Here is a 19,120-nt window from a genome sequence, read left to right on the forward strand (position 1 = left end):
CGAAGCGGTCGATCTCTATCGCAACCTGACCGCGGCCCAGCCGGACGCCTTCCGCCCTACCCTCGCTGCGAGCCTGTCGAACCTCGGCAATCGTCTGGCGACGGTCGGGCGGTACGCGGAGGCGCTGGCGGCAACGGAAGAAGCGGTCGACATCCGGCGCAACCTTGCCGCGGCCCAGCCGGACGCCTTCCGCCCTGACCTCGCTGGGAGCCTGTCGCCCCTCGGTGCGCATCTGGCGGCGGTCGGGCGGTACGCGGAGGCGCTGGCGGCAACGGAAGAAGCGGTCGATCTCTATCGCAACCTGACCGCGGCCCAGCCGGACGCCTTCCGCCCCAAGCTGGCTATCAGTCTTAATCTGCTGGGTGACCGCCTCACAGCCCTGAATCGCATCGAAGAGGCGCTGCCGGCCTATGAGGAGGCGTTGCACACGCTGCTCCCATTTTACCTCGCGCAGCCGACAGCGTTTGCCAAGGCGATTGATGACATGGTGCGCAACTATGTTGCTGCGTGCCAAAAACAAGGTTGTGAGCCGGATGCGGGGTTGCTGGCGCAGGTGACGGGAGTATAACGGGTGTTTTTTTGGATCGCTGAGGCTAGTGAAACATATCGGATGCTATGTTTCACTAAAGGTTTTGCACCACAGAGGGCGAGGATGATGCTAGCTGATCCACGATCAGCAAAAAATCCCCATCGCTATAGCGAGCCGCACCGCGCACACGGCTACCGAAGAGCAGGATGCGCTGTATGCCAACGCCATATCGTCGCGCTTCTTCGCACATGATCGTTTTAGCCCTTTGCGTTACCCCCTTGGCGCCCTTTGCGTGCTTAGCGCCTTTCCTATGCTACGCCTGTAACGCTGCTTCGAGCTGCGGCACGATCTTTGACCAGTCATAGCCGGCGCAGACGAAGGCCCGGCCTGCTTGGCCAAGCCGTTGCGCAAAGGGCCGGTCGTTGACCAACCGATTTACCGCCACTGCCATCGTTTCTGGCGTATCGGCTAGCAACAGATGTTCGCCATCACGTAAGCCGGGAATCCCCTCTGCCCCCATAGTGGTGCTCACCACCGGCGCGGCCATCGCCAGCGCTTCGAGCAACTTCAACCGCGAACCACCCCCAATCCGCATCGGGATGACGACTGCGGCAGCGCCAGCCAACGCCGGACGAGTGTCAGCGACTTCACCGGTGACGATGATAGTCTGGTTGTCGTGAAGCGCGATCAGGCTCGGATGGGGCCGGCGCCCGATGAGCCGCAAACGTAGAGCTGGATGGTGCTGGTGGATACGCGGCAACACCTCATGGGTAAACCAAAGGACGGCATCGACGTTGGGTCGGTAGTCGAGCGTGCCAATGAAGATGAGATCGTTGGTGGGCAGCGCAGCCAACGGCGCGAAATGGCTGCAATCGACGCCGTTGGGAACAAGGTGCAACTGGGCATTTGGCGCTAACCGGCGCAATGCTGCGGCATCTTCCGCCGAAACCACCAGAGCGCGATCGATGGTCTGCAACACGTGCCGCTCGAAGGCAGCTAGCTTGAACCACTGGATCAACGAGTAGCCGCCGCCAATTATCGCTTTAGGACGCGGCGCACGACGTAGGTCGTTGAGCGCGGCGCGGCGTTGGAGCAGGTACTCAGCGTTAAATTCGTCGAGCACTAGACGCGCGCCGCTATGGCGCGCCTGCAACAGGTACGGTGCCATTTCGATGCTCTCGGCTAGCACTACCTCAAATTGCTCATTCGCCAATAATTCAGCCAAGGTGGCCGAATAGGCCGTGCTCGCGTTGCGTAGCGCCATATCGGGCCAAGGGCTTACCAATGTCGTCAGTGCGCGCTGGCCCAACGAGCGGGCCAGCGGCCCGATCACGATCCGCACATCGGCGAGATCGCGCAACGGCTGCATCGCTTGTGCCGCCGCTTCGTCGGGGGCGAAAGAGAGCAGTGTGACCGTATGGCGAGCCGCTAACCCGCGCAGCAGATGGTAGATCCGCAACGCACCGCCGCCGCGCGGCGGATACGGCGGATAGGGCGAGAGCATCAGAATATGCATAACGTCTCATAAGGGCATAACGGCGCTATGCCCATATGGTGAAGAGGTCTAGACCCACGCATCGTTAGGCCCGGGTGCAGGATACGGCCAATCGGGCGGATAGATCAGATAAACCGTCCCGCTCGAATTGGCCTGCCACGCCGCCGCTAGTTGGTCTTGCGGGTACGCGCGCAGCAGCCGGTCGCGCCCGGCTGGTTCAGCGATCAGCGCGTGCGTATCGGTAAAGCCGCGCACCACCGTCAGATGACCGCTGGTGCGGCTCGGCGCATCGTCGATCTGGCCCGCTTCCCACGCCAAACTGATAATCACCGGCACGCCGGCTGCGGTCCAGCGCCCGATTTGTTCGAGCGTATCGAAACGGGTGACGTAAGCGCGCATGCCAAAGCGCGCCGCGAATGCCGTATTGAACGACCAGTTGCCGGTGCCTTCCCAACCCGGATCGAAGATGCCAGCCGCAGTGAGATCAGGCAACGTCGCGCCATCGGCGAAGGGGGCAAGACGCGGATCGGCCAATTGCGCCTGCCAATAGGCCAACACCATGTGAACCGCCGTTGGGCTGCACCAGCCTTCGCCGCCGGGATAGTCGTACTGGCAGAGCAAGAGTGGCAGCGCAATCGCTGAACGGGCCGACGGCTGGGAAGGTGGGGCAGGCGACTCGGTCGTGGTGATACAGAGAAAGAGATCGCTCAATGCAGGCATATCGGCGCCGGGCAAGCCACAGAGCAACACCCGCGCCTGCACTGCTTGCGCTGGCGTCACCAGTTGCAAGGTATCGATGGCGACAAAACCACGTTCATTCCGTTGCGCGTCAAAACTGGTACGCCGCGCGCCGGTATCGTCCCACGCCGCCAAGCGGTACCAACCACTCCACTGACTGTCCTGCTGCACGCGTAGTTGCAATTCGATCCAGCTCTCAGATGGGGTATCGGCGGCCCAGCTCGGAATGATGGCAACCGCCTCAGCCACTGCGAGCGGTGGACTGATCAGCGCAATCCGCGCGTGCGGATCATCGGCGGGTAACGGTGCAGCCCGTTCCCACGCATCAAGTGCCGGTTCGTCCCAATGGTGGAGAAGATGGTGTGGCATTGCAAATCTATCCTTCGGCGCTATCAAGCACCCATTCAACGGGACCAAGCACGTCGAGATCGGGATGGGCAGCGACCTCCGGTAGCAAAGCTGCGCTGACCAGCAACTCTTCCAAATGTAATGTATCAGGAATGCGCACTAACCGTACCGCCGCCGGATCAGGCTGGCCGCACGTCTTGATTGCCATCGCTACCGCATCGCGCTCAGTCGGCAAGGTAATCGGTAAGCTGCCTTTACACAGACCGACTAGCCCAGCAGTCAAGACATTAACATAGGTGGCATGAAAATCGATGTTCGCGGCAAGACGCGCGGTGGTAATATCGGCCAACCCGATCCCGTTGGCGTTGCCGTGCGTTTCAGGGGTTAGATCAAGCACTACGATCACATGAATGACAGGGCGTTCCGGCGGCGGTTCGCCGGGGATGGGCAACCGCCCGATCACGTTGGTATCCATGCCGGTGCCACTAATATTCTTCCCGATCCGGTCAACAACCAGCACATCCAGCCGGTCGAACGGCAAGCGCGCCACCATCTCTTTGCTGCGCGCAAGCAGCGCCGCTTCGCCAGCACCGCCAATCTCAGCGGGAGGGAGCGCGACAATGGCCGCCGTCTGATCGCGTGCATCCTCGAGAATCGCCAGACCAGCCAGCACTTTGCCACGCTCAACCACCACGCGCGCCATCGGCACAAGTTGCTCTTTCAGACCATAGACCGCCGTGCGATGGACAATCTCGGCTCCTTGGCGCTTGCCTAAGCCAACGGCGCACATCTTGGCCAATCCGCTCTCAATTGGCGCTCTGAATGAGGTATGGGGCTTGATGCGATTAATCACCAACACGCCATCTGCTTCGGCGGCAAAACGATCCATATAGACCGGCGTGCCATCGGCGATCCGTCCTAACTCAACCACCTCCATCGTGGCCCGAATCGGGCAACCGATAGATTGCTCGGTCATGCCGAGTGCGGCGAGCAGCGCCGTTTGACCCTCAGCCGTCGCACCACCGTGACTGCCCATAGCCGGCACGACAAACGGCTCAGCACCGTGGTCGCGCAACCAGCGCACCGCAGCAGCGGTTATTGGCACAATGTTGGCGATGCCGCGGCTACCGGCAGTGACGGCAACGCGCATACCGGATCGAAGCTGCGCCGCTAGTCCTAGCCGGTCGAGCTCGGCGCGCACCACTGCCGCCACATCGGCCAGCGGCGTTGTCTGCCAACGCTGGCGCACGCGCCAGAGCGACGGCAGTGGCGTATCGGCGTGAATGCCTTCGATGTTGAGTGTGATTTGCATCGGCCAACCATTGTGCAGTAACGAACCCTCGCCCGATTGTACCACACCGGCCATTGGCTCGTCCGGCGCAATCGTCGTTGGAGAGACGCACGGGTCATTATCGGTGATACCGATGCACACGTCCGTGCGTAGCTACGGTCTTTGATTTCCCAACCGGCCGGCCGGTAGACAAGGAGCGGCGTCTATGCTATACTACTTACCGACCGGTCGGTCGGTTCTTTTCATGGAACAAAGGTGGAACAAAGGAGTATGTTCACGTATGGCAAACGAACGCCAACGCAACCAAATCCTCGGTTTGCTCTTCTTCGGCGTATTGATGGCAGCACTCGACATTGCCATCGTTGGGCCGGCCTTGCCATCAATTCAAACGGTCTTTAGCGCCGATGAGCGGGTATTGTCGTGGGTCTTCTCGATCTATGTATTGGGGAACTTGATCGGCACACCGCCAATTGCTGCCCTCTCAGACCGGTTTGGCCGGCGAGCGCTGTACATTGCCAGTCTGAGCGGTTTTGCGCTTGGTTCGCTCCTCGTGGCGCTTGCGCCATCCTTTACCATCCTGCTAGTTGGGCGTCTCGTCCAAGGGTTTAGCGCCGGCGGCATCTTTCCAGTTGCTAGCGCAGTGATCGGCGATACCTTTCCGCCCGAACGGCGCGGTTCGGCGCTCGGTCTGATCGGTGCGGTATTCGGGATCGCATTCCTCATTGGGCCGATCCTTGGCGGCTTGCTATTGCTGCTCGGTTGGCAGTGGCTCTTCTTAATCAACTTACCGATCGCAGCCATACTCATCGCCTTCAGCGCTAAGCTGCTGCCGGGACGGACACGTGACACCACTGCGCCCTTTGACGTGGCCGGGTTGGCGACGCTGGCGGTCATGCTCACCGGTTTAGCTTACGGCTTAACCGAACTCGATCCGGCGTTATTGCGGGCAGGCGAATTGCCGTGGCTGGCAATCGGCGCATTGATCATCGCCATTGTGTTTGTGCCACTCTTTATCGCGGTTGAACGGCGAGCAGCAGAACCGATTCTGCAACCAACGATCTTCCGTTCACGCCAAATCTGGCTGACGGCAGCATTAGCGATCGGGGCCGGCATCGCCGAGTCGGCGATTGTCTTCGTGCCGGCGCTGGTAACCGCAGCTTACGGTGTGAGCAGCTCCACTGCCAGTTTCATGCTCCTGCCGGTGGTGTTAGCGATGGCGGTTGGTTCACCAGTATCGGGACGGATGCTTGATCAATTCGGCTCGCGGATCGTTGTTACCATTGGCGTCGTCTTTAGTGGGATTGGACTCATTATTCTCGGCGGCTGGCCGGCCAGCATCATCGCCTTCTACCTTGCCTCGGTCGTGATGGGGATTGGGCTTGCGATCTTGCTTGGAGCGGCATTACGGTATATTCTGTTAAATGAGGTACCGGCCAACGAACGGGCCGCGGCACAAGGGTTGCTAACCGTCACGATGGGCAGCGGCCAACTTTTAGGAGCGGTGTTGGTCGGTCTGATCGCAGCCGCTGGCGGCGGCGCGGTAGGGGGATACGGGTTAGCATTCTTCTCAATCGGAATCGTTATGCTCCTACTTACCTTGGCCGCCTTAGGTCTCAAGAGCCGGGCTGCCGAGCGTGCTAGTGCACTGGCCCATGCGCATTAATAAAGAGCTGTACGGGCACAGCGCTGCTGTGCCCAACCATAAACTTCTATGAACCGGCAACATAACTCTGAGCAAATCCGCAACCGGATTATTGACGAAGCAGCGCGATTAATCGTCACGTATGGCTACGAAGGCATCGCTATGCGTGAAATTGCCGAAGCGGCAGGCTTATCGAAAGCTGGTCTCTACCATCACTTTCGTGATAAAGAAGACCTGCTGGTGGCGGTGTTGACCAATTGGGCCGATGAGATGGCAGCGCTCGTCGCCACTGCTGAATGCAAACCAGATACTCGATCGCAATTGACGGCGCTCGTGCGTGGACTCTTTGCCCAAGCGCCGGCCCAGCGCGCGTTGGTACGGCTGAGCAACCACGATCTGCCGCGCCTAAGCGAAACTGCGCGCACCAGTGTCGAACGCTGCTACGCCAACGGTCTGATTGCGCCGATTACGGCGATGATCCGGGCCGGCATCGACCGCGGTGAATTGCGTCCGGTTGACCCCCATGTAGCCACGTGGTTGTTGATGGGTATGCTCTACCCCTTCTTCCACACCGAGCAGGCGAGGATTGGCGAGCAGGGGGAGGCGATTGCCGATCTGATCATCACCACGTTTTTTGACGGCCTCGCCCAATCTACAGACCCTACGACTGCAGCGGGCAAGTGATTGCTCACCCGCTGCGGTTATGCGCGATCAGAAAATAGCCAAGTACCGGTCAATTTCCCATTGCGACACGTAAGCACGGTAACTCTCCCACTCCTGTTGTTTGGCATCGAGGAAACGCTCGGCGACCGAGGGGCCAATCGCTTCGAGAATGACCTCATCTTCGCGAAGGGCATCAAGCGCCGCGCCAAGCGAGGTTGGCAATGTCGCCAACCCGCGCGCGCGCGGATCAACGTGGAAGAGATCTTCTTCGGCAGCGTCGCGCAGCGGCAACTTGCGCTTGATACCATCGAGGCCGGCGGCCAGCATCGCTGCGTATGCAAGGTAAGGATTGCAGGCCGGATCAGGACAACGCAGCTCGATTCGAGTCGCTTGATAGCGACCGGAGGTGATGCGCGGCACGCGCACCAATGCCGAGCGATTGGTGCGGCCCCACGAAATATGCACCGGCGCCTCGAATCCGGGCACAAGCCGTTTGTAGGAATTGACCAGCGGTGCGAGCAAGACGCACATCCCGCGAGCGTGGGCCAGCAGGCCGGCAATGAAATGACGGGCAAGCGGCGACAAACCGTAGGGATCATCGGGATCGGCAAAGAGATTTTTACCGCTCTCGACATCCAGTAGGCTCTGGTGAACATGCATGCCGCTACCGTTAACGCTGGCCATCGGTTTTGGCATAAACGTCGCGTGCAGACCGTTGAGCTGCGCTACCGCCTTGAGCGCCACTCGTGCCGTCACCAGATGATCTGCCGAACGCAGCGCATCGGCATACCGCAAGTCGATCTCGTGCTGGCCGGGGGCGACTTCGTGATGCACCGCTTCGACCGTAATCCCCATCGCTTGCAAGGTGCGAGCCATCTGGCGACGGATATGGGTTGCTAGATCGGTTGAGACATCAAAATAACCCGCTTTATCGTGCGGCTCTAGAATACGCCCGTTGGGATCGGTCTTGAACAAGAAAAACTCAAGCTCCGGCGCTACCATGAAGCGGTAGCCGGCTGCCGCCGCTTGGTCAAGCATCCGGCTCAACACATTGCGCGGATCACCGGCGAATGGTTTGCCGTCGGGAGTATAGACCGAACAGATCAAGCGCGCCGTAATCATACCTTCATGCCGATCCCACGGCACTACGGCATAGGTCGAGCGATCAGGCACGAGATACATATCGCTCTCGACCATTCGGGCGAACCCCTCGATCGACGAGCCATCGAACCAGACACCGTGGTCGAGGGCATCGGGCAATTCTTCAACCGGGATGGTTACGGTCTTGCCGATGCCCAACACATCGGTGAACTGCAAATTCACAAAAGCGACATTATCAGCAGCGACGCGGCGCAGCAGCATGTCGCGCGGATCATCGCTCATGGGCTGCGCTCCTCCTTACTAGGGTAGGCGGATAAGCGGATAACACGTTTCTTGTACTATACCACACTAGAAAAAGGACGGCATAGAGGCATAGCGTCGCTATGCCCCTACGCCGCCCCTACGTCGCTCCTGCCCCACCCCTATGCCGCGACCGGCGTTTCATCGGCCAAGGTCGCGCGGATGCGCTGGCCGCGCAAGCTTGTGCGGTTAAGGGCCTGCAATACTTGCCGGGCGGTGCGGCGGGGAACTTCGACAAAGCTCACACGCGCGCGCACCTCGATCGCGCCGATACTGCGACCGGGCACACCCGCCTCGTTCGCAATCGCGCCGACAATATCGGCAGGGCGCACCTGATCATTACGACCAAGGTTGATCTGAATGCGCGCCATTCCCGTCTCACTACGGTGAGACCGCTCAGCGGTATCGCCTCGCTTGGCCCGCGACGCGCGTTCGGCCCGTCCGGCGCGTTCGGCAGGCGCAGGGTCTAAGCGCGTAATCGTATCAACCTGCTCGGTCTCAGCTTCGTTGAGCAGCAATTTGATTGCAGCCGCAGCCAAGGTGCGCAGATCGTGGGTGGCGGCCAGCTCATCAACCAGCGCCGTATAGCTGTCAAGATCGGAGGTTGCCACCACCTCGCGCAACTGATCGCGGAGAGCGGCGCGACGGCGGGCAGCCACATCGGCCAGTGTCGGCATTGCACGCCGTTCGATCCGAGTGCGGGTCACCCGTTCAATCGTTTGCAGCATCCGGCGCTCACGCGGCGTAATAAAGGTAATCGCCACTCCATCACGCCCAGCCCGGCCGGTGCGGCCAATCCGATGCACGTAACTTTCGGGATCGGTTGGCACATCGTAATTAATGACATGGCTCACTTCGGCGATGTCAAGCCCACGCGCAGCGACATCGGTAGCGACCAGCACATCGAGCTGACCATCGCGAAACCGGCGCATCACCCGGTCGCGCACCGCTTGACTCAGATCGCCGTGGAGCGACTCGGCGGCATAGCCGCGCCCTTGCAGCCGTTCGCCAATATCGTCGGCCTCTTGGCGGGTGCGGCAGAAGACAATCGCCAACTGCGGCATCTCGGCGTCGAGCACCCGGCACAGTGCATCGAGCTTATCGCGGGCCAACACCTCGTAGTAGATCTGGCGAATACGCGGCGCCGCCAACTGCTCGCCAGCAATGCTTACCCGCACCGGCTGGCGCGTATAACGCAAGGTCAGATTCTGCACAGCGGGGGGCAAAGTCGCCGAGAAGAGCGCCGTCTGCCGCTCGGCGGGAACCAGTTGCAGGATTGCCTCTAACTCCTCGGCGAAGCCCATATCGAGCATCTCGTCAGCCTCGTCGAGCACGACCATCCGCAAATGATCGAAGCGGAGCGAACCACGGCGGAGATGATCGAGCACCCGGCCCGGCGTACCGACTACCACTTGCACCCCTTGCGCCAGCCCGCGCAATTGCCGTTCGATCGGCTGGCCGCCGTAAATCGGCAACACTCGCAGCGCCCGATGGCGGCCGTAGCGATGGATCGCCTCAGCCACCTGTATGGCCAGCTCGCGCGTCGGCGCAAGCACCAATGCCTGCACCGTCAAGTCATCCGTAACCCGTTCAATTATGGGCAGCGCAAACGCTGCCGTCTTCCCGGTGCCGGTCTGGGCCTGAGCGATCACATCGCGACCGGCAAGAAGCAGTGGAATGGTCTGTGCCTGAATAGGGGTTGGTTCGTCATAGCCCAACCCGCTCAAAGTAGCGATCAGCGCATCGCTCAGGCCCAACTCAGCAAACGTCGTCATGGTATTCCGTTTCACAAATACAATCATGTTGTGGCATTAAATACGCCACGCAAGATTAATATTATAGCATAAATCTCGTTCTTGAGAAGCCCTTTCAGCGCAAGATAAGGCATGCATCACAAAAATAAGGTCTTCACGGCGCTCGTCTGAGTATGGTATGCTATAAACGCTGAACGAGGAATTAATAATATAAACATCTGTCAGTTGATGCTTTTTCGAGTGATCTAGTGGGAGCGTGACATGACAGCACCGGCCCGAATTCTCGTCGCCGAAGACGAATCGGATGTAGGCATGCTTCTGCAAGAGATACTGACCAGCGAGGGCTATGATGTGCAGCTTGTCAGGAACGGCGACGAATTGGTGCGGCGCGCGCAGGAGCAACCGCCGGATCTGATCATCGCCGACTTGCTCATGCCCTTGATGGATGGGCTGGAAGCGATTCGCCAGTTGCGTAACGACACGCGCACCGCCCACCTGCCGATGCTGATCTTGACTGCTGTTGGCGAATCGGCGCGTGTGGTAGAGGGGTTGGAAACCGGTGCTGACGATTATATCGTCAAACCGTACGATCGGGAAGTGTTGCTGGCTCGAGTGCGCTCTCACTTGCGCCGGGCAGCGCAATTGCCGACCCGTAATCCGCTGACCGGTCTGCCCGGCAATGTCGCGATTCAGGCTGAGATCAGCCGCCAGCTCGAACAGCAGGGCGCATTTGCCTTAATGTATATCGATCTCGACAATTTTAAAGCGTTCAACGATGTCTACGGGTTTGCCCGCGGTGATCGGGCGATCCATCTGTTAGCCAGCGTCTTGCAAGAGCAGATCGATCCCGGTGACTTCCTTGGTCACATTGGCGGCGATGATTTTGTTATTCTCCATTTTGGCACAGACCCAGAAGCGTTGTGTCAACGCATCATTCGGGTATTTGATGAGCGGATCCGTTCCCTCTACGACGAAGCCGACTTGCAGCGCGGGTATCTGCTCGCGACCGATCGCTATGGCGTGCCACGTCAGTTTGGCATTATTAGCCTGTCAATTGCAGTTGTAACGACGTACCTGCGTTCGTTTGCCAATGTTGATGAGATGAGCCGGGTTGCGGCTGAACTCAAACGGGCGGCCAAGCAGGTCTCTGGCAGCAGTTACAAGATTGACCGTCGGAGCGACGACACCCCAACTAGCCCGCTCACCGATCGGCGTGGCGGTCATTCGCCGGATGCTCTGATTGTTTGCCGGAATGAAGTTGCGCGCGCTGCTATTGTCGCCACGCTGAATGTGCGCGGCTACCGGTTGCTGATCGCCGACACTGAGGTTGCGGCGCAAGGCTTGCTGGCGCACCATCCGCATCCGTGTCTTGTGGTGGCTGAAGTGATTGATGCGGCCTCCCTCTCCCTATGGCAACAACTCAACCATAGCGCCTCGCTGATCGCACTTGTTCACGATCAAGCTACCGCTATGGCCGCTTCTGCCGCCGGCGCAGTGGCCGTCATATGGTTGGGCAATAATCCACTTGACCTCTCCGATCAGTTACAAACCGCATTGGCAGCATTAGCCAGCTATCCGGAATGACGCGCTTGACACCAGTCCGCTCGCCTGTTAGCATGCACGGCGTTTGAAGCGACTGGAAGCGCGTATCGTTGTATATCTGCCTCGTAGCGACGTTGCAGGGCAATGTCGCTGCCATTGGGAGCGTTGAGCATGGATGTGTCCGAACTGCTGAGTCGCGGCGTTGCCGAAGTCATTGTCGAAAGCGAATTACGCACCCGCCTGCAAAGCGGGACGCCGCTGCGCCTGAAACAAGGGTTCGATCCGACGAAGCCCGATATGCATATCGGGCACGCGGTGGGTCTGCGTAAATTGCGCGCGTTTCAAGAATTGGGCCATCAGGTTGTGCTGATCGTCGGCGACTGGACGGCGCAGATTGGTGATCCGAGCGGGCGCGATGAAACGCGCACCCGCTTGTCGGCTGCTGAGGTACGCGCCAACGCCGAGACCTACATGGAGCAGTTTTTCCGGGTGGTTGACCGTCAACGCACCGAGGTGCGCTGGCAGAGCGAGTGGTTTGGCCAATTTACGCTGGAACATGCGCTTGATTTGGCCGGACGCTTCACGCTGGCCCAAATGCTGTCACACGAGACCTTCCGCAAACGCTACGAGACCGGCGCGCCGCTGACGATTCTCGAACTGATGTACCCGATGCTGCAAGCCTACGATTCGGTCGCCATCAAGGCCGATGTCGAGTTTGGCGGCACCGACCAAAAGTTTAACATTCTGGCCGGGCGCGAACTGATGGCGCAGTTGGGCATGACACCGCAGCAAGTCTTCCTCGTACCGCTCATTCCCGGTACTGACGGGCGCAAGATGTCGAAGACGTTTAACAATACGGTCGATATTCGCATGCCGCCTGCCGAGATGTACGGTCGTATTATGTCAATGAGCGACGAGGTGTTGCCCCTTTACTTTGAAGTGCTGACTGACGTGCCGATGGCCGAGGTTCACGAGATGAAGATGGCAATGGCCGCCGGGCAGGTCAATCCTCGCGATCTCAAGATGCGACTGGCGCGCGAGATTGTGGCCCAGTTCCACGACCAAGCGGCGGCGGCGGCAGCCGAAGCGGCCTTCGTCCGTCAGTTTGTCGAACGTGAGCTGCCGGAAGACATTCCGAACTTTGCCATCAAAGCGCCTGCCGGCATCGTTGAGGTGTTGGTCGCCGCCGGCCTTGCACCGAGCAAGAGCGAAGCGCGCCGCTTGATCGACGGCGGCGGCGTGCGGGTCGATGGCGAGCGGGTCGAAGGGTATACCCTGACCCTCAACCCCGGCGCGAATGTAGTGGTGCAGGTGGGCCGGCGCAAGTTTGTGCGTGTCGTGTAGGAGGCCACACCGCCGTGTGGCCCCTTCCCTCTGCCCAATCGTGCATCCTCACGGCGCGCGCGCTGTCCACACGATCAGCAAGCTGCCATCGCGCACCTGCACCCGCGCCGGCGTTGCCGTGATGACATTGCTCACGCCGCGCGCCCGATCATGCAGCAACGAACCATTGCGCAAAGAGTACGCTAAGCCTTCGGTGGTGATGCCGTGTGCATCGCCGCCGAATGGCAGCAGCGAGACGGTATCGCCCACTGCACCGGGGATCACACTCTCGTCACGCACGAGCCAAATTTGTTGCGACTGATCGATCAGCCGCACCTGCCGCTCACGCAGCTCAGCCATGCCTAACAACGACACATTGGCCAGCGACTGATCCCACCTCCCGCCGAGCGCGCCGAGTATATCGATCTGGCTTGCTCCAAGCTTCACCGCTGCTAGTAATGCCAATTCTAAATCAGTCTCGTCTTTGTCGGGACGGTGGCGTTCAATCGCCACCCCCTGCGCTTGATAGGCGGCTAATACTTCAGGAGTAATCGAATCAAGGTCGCCGATCAGCAGATGCGGCGTATAGCCGTGGGCAAAGAGCGCCGTTCCGCCACCATCAGCAGCGATCAGCCGCTCGGCAGCCGCTAGCTGATGCCGGTATGGCGATAGATCAAGCCCCGGCGCATTGGCTACGATCACAACGTACATAATGCTCAACCTTACATCGTCCGGGTGTAGCGGCGCTGCGCCCCCCGCATGATGCGAAGTGTACAATACAGTACTGCTGTGCCCCCTTATTTGACAAGCAAAGCTGCCACCCCAAACCCGCCAATCACCACTCCCGATACCACATTGATCACCCGCAACATCGGTGGCGTAACACGTCCACGCACCAAACCTACCCCGCCGCTCAGGATCGTCCACCAGAGCGCAGAGCCAAGCGCAACCCCTGCCACCAACGCCCATCCGGCCAAGCCGCCGGCGCCGGTGCTCAGACCGAGACCAGCGAAGATCACCGTAAAAATCAAGATCGTCGCCGGGTTGGTAAGGGTCAAGCAGAGGGTAGACACATACGCACCAAGGAGTCCACGGCGCGACGGTTCCGGTTGGGCAACGATCGGCTGCGGTCGCGCCAGCATCGTGCTCAGACCGATCCAGAGCAACACCACACCACCTACCATACGTAGGATTGGACTAATGCCGAGTAACCACAGACTGAGCGCCTGCAACCCCAACGCCGCGATCGAACCATAGAGGGCATCAGCCGTTGCTGCACCCAACCCGCTGACAAAGCCGGCGACTCGACCATCAGCAATCGTCCGTCGAATGCACAGTACGCCAATGGGGCCAACCGGCGCTGCAATCGTCAACCCAAACAGCACACCGCGAATGAACAGCTCGATCATCATCTTCCCTTCTTTTCGGCGCATTATACGCGATCTCGTCTGATTTGCGCTCGACAAAAGGATGTATACTGAAGGTATTGGTTCACCGTTGCACTAGTTCAAGAGGCTCACTATGCCTGAACTACGCCGGGTGGCGATCTTTACCAACGAATACCCGCCGTACATCTACGGCGGGGCCGGAGTGCATGTCGAATATCTGAGCCGAGCGCTCTCACGGATTGTACCTGTCGAAGTACGTTGTTTTGGCGATCAGCGGGTTGATGATCCGAATCTGACCGTACACGGCTATCCGCGTTGGGAAGAGGCGGGCCAGAACACAGACCCGCGTTTTGCCAGTGCGGTTGATGCGGTGGCCCGCTCGTTGGCGATGGCGAAAGACAATCTCGATGCTAGTGTGGTGCATTGCCACACGTGGTACACCGATCTGGCCGGTCTCTTCGCCAGCAAGCTGTGGGGTATTCCGTATGTGTTGACGATTCACTCGCTCGAACCATTGCGACCGTGGAAGATTGAGCAATTGGGCAACGCCTACCACCTCAGCTCGTGGATCGAACGCACTGCAATCGAGCAGGCCAACGCGGTGGTGGCCGTCTCGCAAGAGACGCGGAATGATATTCTGCGGCTGTTTAACATCGATCCGGCCCGCGTACATGTCATCTACAACGGGATTGATCTGAACGAATACCGTAAAACGAGCGCGACCGATGCGCTCGAACGGTACGGAGTTGATCCTAGTCGGCCCTTTGTGTTGTTTGTCGGGCGGATTACCCGTCAAAAGGGAATTATCCATCTGGTCAATGCCATTCCACAGATCGATCCATCAGCGCAGGTGGTGCTCTGTGCCGGTGCTCCCGACACGAAAGAGATTGGCATCGAGATGGAAGATCGAGTGGCGGCAGTGAGCGCGCAGCGGCCCGGCGTGATCTGGATTCGTGAGATGCTACCGCGCCAAGACGTGATCCAGTTCTATTCGCACGCCGCCGTCTTCTGCTGCCCCAGCGTGTACGAGCCGTTTGGCATTATCAATCTGGAAGCGATGGCCTGCGAGACGGCAGTGGTCGCTTCAGCGGTGGGCGGGATCAAAGAGGTCGTCGTGCCTGAAGAGACCGGTCTACTAGTTGATCCCAACCTCAAACCGGGCAGTTTCGATCCGGTCGATCCGGCAGCGTTTTCGGCAGAATTAGCCGCGGCGATCAACCGGTTGCTGGCCGATCCCGCGCTGCGCGAACGATTCGGCCAAGCGGGCCGGCGGCGGGTCGAGCAGGTGTTCAGTTGGGATGCCATTGCACAACAGACGGTAGCCCTGTACCGGTCGTTGTTATCGTAGAGCCGTGCTAAAGGGCACAGCGGTGCTGTGCCCGTACTTTTATGGCCGTTCGAATGGCTGACCGAGGGCGGCGGGTGCGGTGGCGCGCAGGCGGTTAATCGCGCCGAGCAACGGCCGTTGCCAAATCTGCGGCAACGTTGCCGCCCGGCGCATTGCCGCCGGTGATGAAGCCAAATTGACCAAAGCCAGCACAAAGATCATCAGTACAAATGGAGCAACCTGTATGATCTGGGTAGGAAAGTTCGGTAATGCGCTCTGCGAGCGGGTGGCGACAATCTCGAGCACAGCGAAGAGATAGCATCCCAACGCAACCCGCCACGGTCGCCAGCCGCCAAAGATCACGATCGCCAGCACAATCCAGCCGGCACCGAAGGTATGGCGATAGCTCCAGCCTTGCTTGAGATCGAGCGAAAAAGCGGCGCCGGCAATGCCAACCAATGCGCCACCGGTGATCAGCATCGCGTAACGCCAGCGGATGACATCAATGCCACGGGCATACACCGCCGCCGGACGCTCGCCGAGCGCACGCACAATCAAGCCAAGCCGGGTACCGTAGAGCAGATACGCCGTAGCCGGAATGATCAGAAAACTCGCGTAGATCACCGGGTCGTGACGAAAAAAGAGCGTCCCCAACACCGGCACATCGGCCAGCGCGGGAATCGGCGTAAAGGGTACCGCCGGGCCGGGCACCCGCACAAAGGGCGCGCCAAGAAACGACGAGAGATCGGTGCAGAGCAGCGCCAACACAAAACCAACTGCGGTCTGTGATTGGCCGAGGGTGAGGCTGAATAGGCCGAGCACCGCAGCAATCGCTGCGCCGACCAGCGCTGCCGCAGCAAAACCCAACAGCAGATTGCCGGTGGTCAACGCCACTGCAAAGCCAGTCATCGCCGCTAACAGCATCGTCCCATCGAGCGAAAGGTTAATCACGCCAGCCCGCTCGCTGAGCGTCTCACCCATCGCGGCGATCACCAGCGGCGCAGCAGCGGCCAGCACAGCGGCGAGATCGATCCAGAGTTGATCCATAGCAAACTCACGATGATGTGACGGCTAACGCACCCGCGCGCGAGCGACCAACGCAAACAGCACCAGCGCCCCCTGTAAGACCCCGGCAATTGCGCTATCGATCCCCAACGTCAACGGTAATTGAATACTGCCAACGGTAAAGGAAGCAAATGCTACCGCAATCGGCAATAGCCAGCGCGGATCGGCCCGCGCCAACAACGCCACCAGCAATCCCAACAACCCAATCCCGCTCGAAATATTGGGGATCAACGCGTGATGCACTGCCACCACCTGCAACATCCCAGCAATACCGGCCAACGCGCCGCATGCTGCGAGCGTTTCAGCCATCCGGCGCGCGGCAGCCACGCCCAACCTCCCAGCCGCCGCCGGATTGAGACCAACTGCGCGCACCTCTAACCCCCAGCGCGTTTTGGTCAATGCCCACCAAACGACTGCTAATGCAAGCAACGCGATCAACGGCGCGGCGGGAGCCAAGCGCAGCCGGTCGATCGTCGGCAGCCAGAGATCGCGCGGCAACAGATCGGTGCCCGATAGCGAAGCCGAAGTCTGCCGCCGCCACGGTCCCAGCACCATATAGAGCGCCAGTCCGCTGGCGAGAAAATTCATGCCCAAGCCGGCGAAGATCTCGCTGACGTTGGCATACTGACGTAAAGCGCCGATCAGCAAGGCCCACACCACGCCACCGGTAGCACCGCTCAGTCCAGACAGCAGCCAAAGCAGGAGCGGCGGCCAATCTGGCCAGAGGCGCAACGGCACCATCGCCGCAATCGCGCCGGCGATCATCTGGCCCTCGACGCCGAGATTGTACAGCCCGCCGGCAAAGGTAATACTCAAGCCTACCGCGCACAACAACAGCGGCGCGGCCAGCATAATCATATCGCTCAACCGCACCGGGGTGCTGAACGCGCCGAACAGCACGAGACGGTATGCCTCCAATGGCGAGACACCGGTGCTGAGCAGGGCCAGCGTGGTGAGCGCAAAAGCGGCAACCAAAGCTAACACGGGCCGAGTGAGGCTGGCCACTAATTTCAACCGATCTGTACGCATCCCATCCATCCGTGGCAACTATCCGTGACCGCCATTATCGCGCCACATTAACCAGCGCATCAAAGCCAACCCCGCCGATCAACTCGGCCAAGCGGCTAGCCGAGAGCAATGCGCGCGGTATCGGCGGCCCGATCCGTCCGGCAAAACAGACGATTACCTCGTCGCTGTATTCCATGATTTCATCGAGATCGGGCGAGGAGAAGATAATACAACACCCATCATCACGGCGCGCTTGCAACCGGCTCCAGATCGCGCGCGCCGAGGCGACATCAAGACCACGGGTCGGTTGTTCGGCCAAAATGCCGCACGCAGTAGGTGGAATGAGGGCGAGCATCGCTCGCTGCTGATTGCCGCCAGAGAGTGAGGCAATCGGTGTCACCGGCGTTGCCTTGATCTGATAATCGGCAATCGCCTGCCGGGCTAGCTCTTCGGCGCGGCGGCGATCGACCAACAACCCATCGCGTTGGAGCAACGCAAAGTGATCGGCCAACGACAACGCGCCAATCATGCCATCGTGCAATCGGTCAGCCGGCAGATATTCCACCCCGGCTTGGCGAAACGCAAGCGCTCCTGCGCCGGTCAAATCACGTCCATTCACCAACACCTGCCCGCGATCAGGCGCTTGCTGGCCGGCGAGCAGGCGCAACAAGACTTGCTGGCCGCTACCATCGAGGCCGGCTAAGCCGATAATCCGCCCAGCAGGAAAGCGGTGGTTCAGCTCAACCAAGTGCAATGCCCCACTGCGCACGGTAATATTGCGCAGTTCCCAGACTGGCGGCGCATCAATAGCCGGCAAGGGGCGATAGATCGGCGGCGCAGCGCCGGACTCGCCAAACATCAATACCAGCAGATACTCTTGGGGTTGCGGCATAGGCAACTGGCCGGGAGGCACGACTTGGCCGTTGCGCAAAACGGTCACGGTATGGCAGAGCTCAGCTACCTCTTCCAGCTTATGCGACACAAACAGCACGGTGCGGCCTTCGGCGGCAATCTGGCGCAACGCCGCAAACAAAGCCCGCGCCTGTGCGGCAGTAATGCCAGTCGTTGGTTCGTCGAGGATGAGTACCTGCGCGCCGCACAATAGCAGGCGCATAATCTCAACTTGTTGGCGCTGTCCAATGGTCAACTGGTCGAGCCGCGCCGCCGGATCAACCGGAAAACCCAACCGTCCGGCCAGCTCAAGCAGCGCCGTCTGTGCGGCACGGCGCGAACGAAATATCCCCGGTGGGGCCGCGCAAAGCAGATTTTCCAGCACGGTAAACGCCGGAATATCGAGTGGCTCTTGCTGCACCATTCCCACGCCAGCAGCCAACGCATCACCCGGCCCGCGCAGACGACGGGGCATATCATTAAACACAATCCGCCCTTCGTCAGGCTGAATGTAGCCGGACAACAGCTTCATCAGCGTGCTCTTGCCGGCGCCATTCTCGCCCAGCACGCCGTGGATTTGGCCGGCGGCAAAGGAAACCGTCAACCGGTCGTTTGCGCAAACCGAGCCAAACCGTTTGGTCAGATGTTCAACCGCGATGTGCATGATTCCATAAAAAATTAAGAATGTAGAGACGGACGAACGTCCGTCTCTACA

The 19,120-nt window shown here is 59.9% G+C and carries 16 protein-coding genes; 6 read left to right on the forward strand and 10 right to left on the reverse strand.

All coding sequences use genetic code 11. The features are described 5' to 3' along the window. A partial coding sequence (locus Q1A00_RS11660; RefSeq protein WP_299756932.1) for a tetratricopeptide repeat protein occupies positions 1-568 on the forward strand: 568 nt, incomplete at its 5' end. 274 nt (positions 569-842) lie between these two features. Here Q1A00_RS11660 and Q1A00_RS11665 read toward each other — a convergent pair. Genes Q1A00_RS11665 through Q1A00_RS11675 form a run of 3 tightly spaced genes read right to left on the reverse strand, consistent with a single transcriptional unit; the run spans position 843 to position 4,542 of the window. Continuing rightward, on the reverse strand, positions 843-2,045 hold the full coding sequence (locus tag Q1A00_RS11665; protein WP_298482798.1) for a glycosyltransferase family 4 protein: 1,203 nt from the start codon (positions 2,043-2,045) through the stop codon (positions 843-845). A gap of 48 nt (positions 2,046-2,093) precedes the next feature. Next, complete coding sequence (locus Q1A00_RS11670) at positions 2,094-3,131, reverse strand: peptidase C39 family protein (RefSeq protein WP_299756935.1); 1,038 nt, start codon at positions 3,129-3,131, stop codon at positions 2,094-2,096. Between the two features lie 7 nt (positions 3,132-3,138). After that, positions 3,139-4,542, reverse strand: a complete 1,404-nt coding sequence (locus Q1A00_RS11675) for a lactate racemase domain-containing protein (RefSeq protein ID WP_298482800.1) — start codon at positions 4,540-4,542, stop codon at positions 3,139-3,141. Between the two features lie 139 nt (positions 4,543-4,681). Between Q1A00_RS11675 and Q1A00_RS11680 the strand changes: the two genes are divergently transcribed. Continuing rightward, positions 4,682-6,064 carry an MFS transporter gene (locus tag Q1A00_RS11680; protein ID WP_299756938.1) on the forward strand — a complete coding sequence of 461 codons (1,383 nt, stop codon included), beginning with the start codon at positions 4,682-4,684 and terminating at the stop codon, positions 6,062-6,064. Positions 6,065-6,112: 48 nt separating this feature from the next. Beyond that, positions 6,113-6,727 (forward strand): TetR/AcrR family transcriptional regulator, encoded by a 615-nt coding sequence (locus Q1A00_RS11685; RefSeq protein WP_298407049.1) that lies wholly within the window; start codon positions 6,113-6,115, stop codon positions 6,725-6,727. A 27-nt stretch (positions 6,728-6,754) separates the two neighbouring features. Here Q1A00_RS11685 and glnA read toward each other — a convergent pair whose 3' ends face one another. Together glnA and Q1A00_RS11695 are read right to left on the reverse strand one after the other, a co-directional pair. Continuing rightward, on the reverse strand, positions 6,755-8,089 hold the full coding sequence (gene glnA, locus Q1A00_RS11690) for a type I glutamate--ammonia ligase (RefSeq protein ID WP_298407047.1): 1,335 nt from the start codon (positions 8,087-8,089) through the stop codon (positions 6,755-6,757). 140 nt (positions 8,090-8,229) lie between these two features. After that, the gene (locus tag Q1A00_RS11695) at positions 8,230-9,882 is read right to left on the reverse strand and encodes a DEAD/DEAH box helicase (protein ID WP_298490590.1); all 1,653 of its coding nucleotides are present in this window, start codon (positions 9,880-9,882) and stop codon (positions 8,230-8,232) included. Positions 9,883-10,122: 240 nt separating this feature from the next. Between Q1A00_RS11695 and Q1A00_RS11700 the strand changes: the two genes are divergently transcribed. Together Q1A00_RS11700 and tyrS are read left to right on the forward strand one after the other, a co-directional pair. Next, positions 10,123-11,445, forward strand: coding sequence for a response regulator (locus tag Q1A00_RS11700; protein ID WP_299756943.1), 1,323 nt, complete (start codon positions 10,123-10,125; stop codon positions 11,443-11,445). Positions 11,446-11,574: 129 nt separating this feature from the next. Beyond that, on the forward strand, positions 11,575-12,747 hold the full coding sequence (tyrS, locus tag Q1A00_RS11705; RefSeq protein WP_298407041.1) for a tyrosine--tRNA ligase: 1,173 nt from the start codon (positions 11,575-11,577) through the stop codon (positions 12,745-12,747). Positions 12,748-12,795: 48 nt separating this feature from the next. Here tyrS and Q1A00_RS11710 read toward each other — a convergent pair whose 3' ends face one another. Then, positions 12,796-13,437 (reverse strand): thiamine diphosphokinase, encoded by a 642-nt coding sequence (locus Q1A00_RS11710; protein WP_298407039.1) that lies wholly within the window; start codon positions 13,435-13,437, stop codon positions 12,796-12,798. 86 nt (positions 13,438-13,523) lie between these two features. Continuing rightward, positions 13,524-14,135 carry a LysE family transporter gene (locus tag Q1A00_RS11715; RefSeq protein WP_366144868.1) on the reverse strand — a complete coding sequence of 204 codons (612 nt, stop codon included), beginning with the start codon at positions 14,133-14,135 and terminating at the stop codon, positions 13,524-13,526. Positions 14,136-14,247: 112 nt separating this feature from the next. On the opposite strand from Q1A00_RS11715, the gene glgA reads away from it, so the two are divergent. Next, positions 14,248-15,462 carry a glycogen synthase gene (gene glgA, locus Q1A00_RS11720; protein WP_299756947.1) on the forward strand — a complete coding sequence of 405 codons (1,215 nt, stop codon included), beginning with the start codon at positions 14,248-14,250 and terminating at the stop codon, positions 15,460-15,462. 39 nt (positions 15,463-15,501) lie between these two features. On the opposite strand, the gene Q1A00_RS11725 is transcribed toward glgA, so the two are convergent. The 3 genes from Q1A00_RS11725 to Q1A00_RS11735 are packed head-to-tail and all read right to left on the reverse strand — an operon-like array spanning position 15,502 to position 19,069. Then, a complete protein-coding gene (locus Q1A00_RS11725; protein WP_298407033.1) occupies positions 15,502-16,488 on the reverse strand; it encodes an ABC transporter permease in 987 nt (328 codons plus the stop codon). A gap of 24 nt (positions 16,489-16,512) precedes the next feature. Continuing rightward, on the reverse strand, positions 16,513-17,535 hold the full coding sequence (locus Q1A00_RS11730) for an ABC transporter permease (RefSeq protein ID WP_298407031.1): 1,023 nt from the start codon (positions 17,533-17,535) through the stop codon (positions 16,513-16,515). A gap of 34 nt (positions 17,536-17,569) precedes the next feature. Beyond that, positions 17,570-19,069 (reverse strand): ABC transporter ATP-binding protein, encoded by a 1,500-nt coding sequence (locus Q1A00_RS11735; protein WP_298407029.1) that lies wholly within the window; start codon positions 19,067-19,069, stop codon positions 17,570-17,572. Positions 19,070-19,120: the final 51 nt, after the last annotated feature.

Origin of the sequence: uncultured Chloroflexus sp., assembly GCF_938091255.1 — a bacterium.
Lineage (GTDB): Bacteria > Chloroflexota > Chloroflexia > Chloroflexales > Chloroflexaceae > Chloroflexus.

What these genes read in the sequence shown, in the direction of transcription:
- Q1A00_RS11700 (WP_299756943.1), top strand. Translation starts at nt 10,123, where the DNA reads ATGACAGCACCGGCCCGAATTCTCGTCGCCGAAGACGAATCGGATGTA.
- glnA (WP_298407047.1), bottom strand. Translation starts at nt 8,089, where the DNA reads ATGAGCGATGATCCGCGCGACATGCTGCTGCGCCGCGTCGCTGCTGAT.
- glgA (WP_299756947.1), top strand. Translation starts at nt 14,248, where the DNA reads ATGCCTGAACTACGCCGGGTGGCGATCTTTACCAACGAATACCCGCCG.
- Q1A00_RS11695 (WP_298490590.1), bottom strand. Translation starts at nt 9,882, where the DNA reads ATGACGACGTTTGCTGAGTTGGGCCTGAGCGATGCGCTGATCGCTACT.
- Q1A00_RS11665 (WP_298482798.1), bottom strand. Translation starts at nt 2,045, where the DNA reads ATGCATATTCTGATGCTCTCGCCCTATCCGCCGTATCCGCCGCGCGGC.
- Q1A00_RS11670 (WP_299756935.1), bottom strand. Translation starts at nt 3,131, where the DNA reads ATGCCACACCATCTTCTCCACCATTGGGACGAACCGGCACTTGATGCG.
- Q1A00_RS11730 (WP_298407031.1), bottom strand. Translation starts at nt 17,535, where the DNA reads ATGCGTACAGATCGGTTGAAATTAGTGGCCAGCCTCACTCGGCCCGTG.
- Q1A00_RS11685 (WP_298407049.1), top strand. Translation starts at nt 6,113, where the DNA reads ATGAACCGGCAACATAACTCTGAGCAAATCCGCAACCGGATTATTGAC.
- Q1A00_RS11725 (WP_298407033.1), bottom strand. Translation starts at nt 16,488, where the DNA reads ATGGATCAACTCTGGATCGATCTCGCCGCTGTGCTGGCCGCTGCTGCG.
- Q1A00_RS11680 (WP_299756938.1), top strand. Translation starts at nt 4,682, where the DNA reads ATGGCAAACGAACGCCAACGCAACCAAATCCTCGGTTTGCTCTTCTTC.
- Q1A00_RS11710 (WP_298407039.1), bottom strand. Translation starts at nt 13,437, where the DNA reads ATGTACGTTGTGATCGTAGCCAATGCGCCGGGGCTTGATCTATCGCCA.
- tyrS (WP_298407041.1), top strand. Translation starts at nt 11,575, where the DNA reads ATGGATGTGTCCGAACTGCTGAGTCGCGGCGTTGCCGAAGTCATTGTC.
- Q1A00_RS11735 (WP_298407029.1), bottom strand. Translation starts at nt 19,069, where the DNA reads ATGCACATCGCGGTTGAACATCTGACCAAACGGTTTGGCTCGGTTTGC.
- Q1A00_RS11715 (WP_366144868.1), bottom strand. Translation starts at nt 14,135, where the DNA reads ATGATCGAGCTGTTCATTCGCGGTGTGCTGTTTGGGTTGACGATTGCA.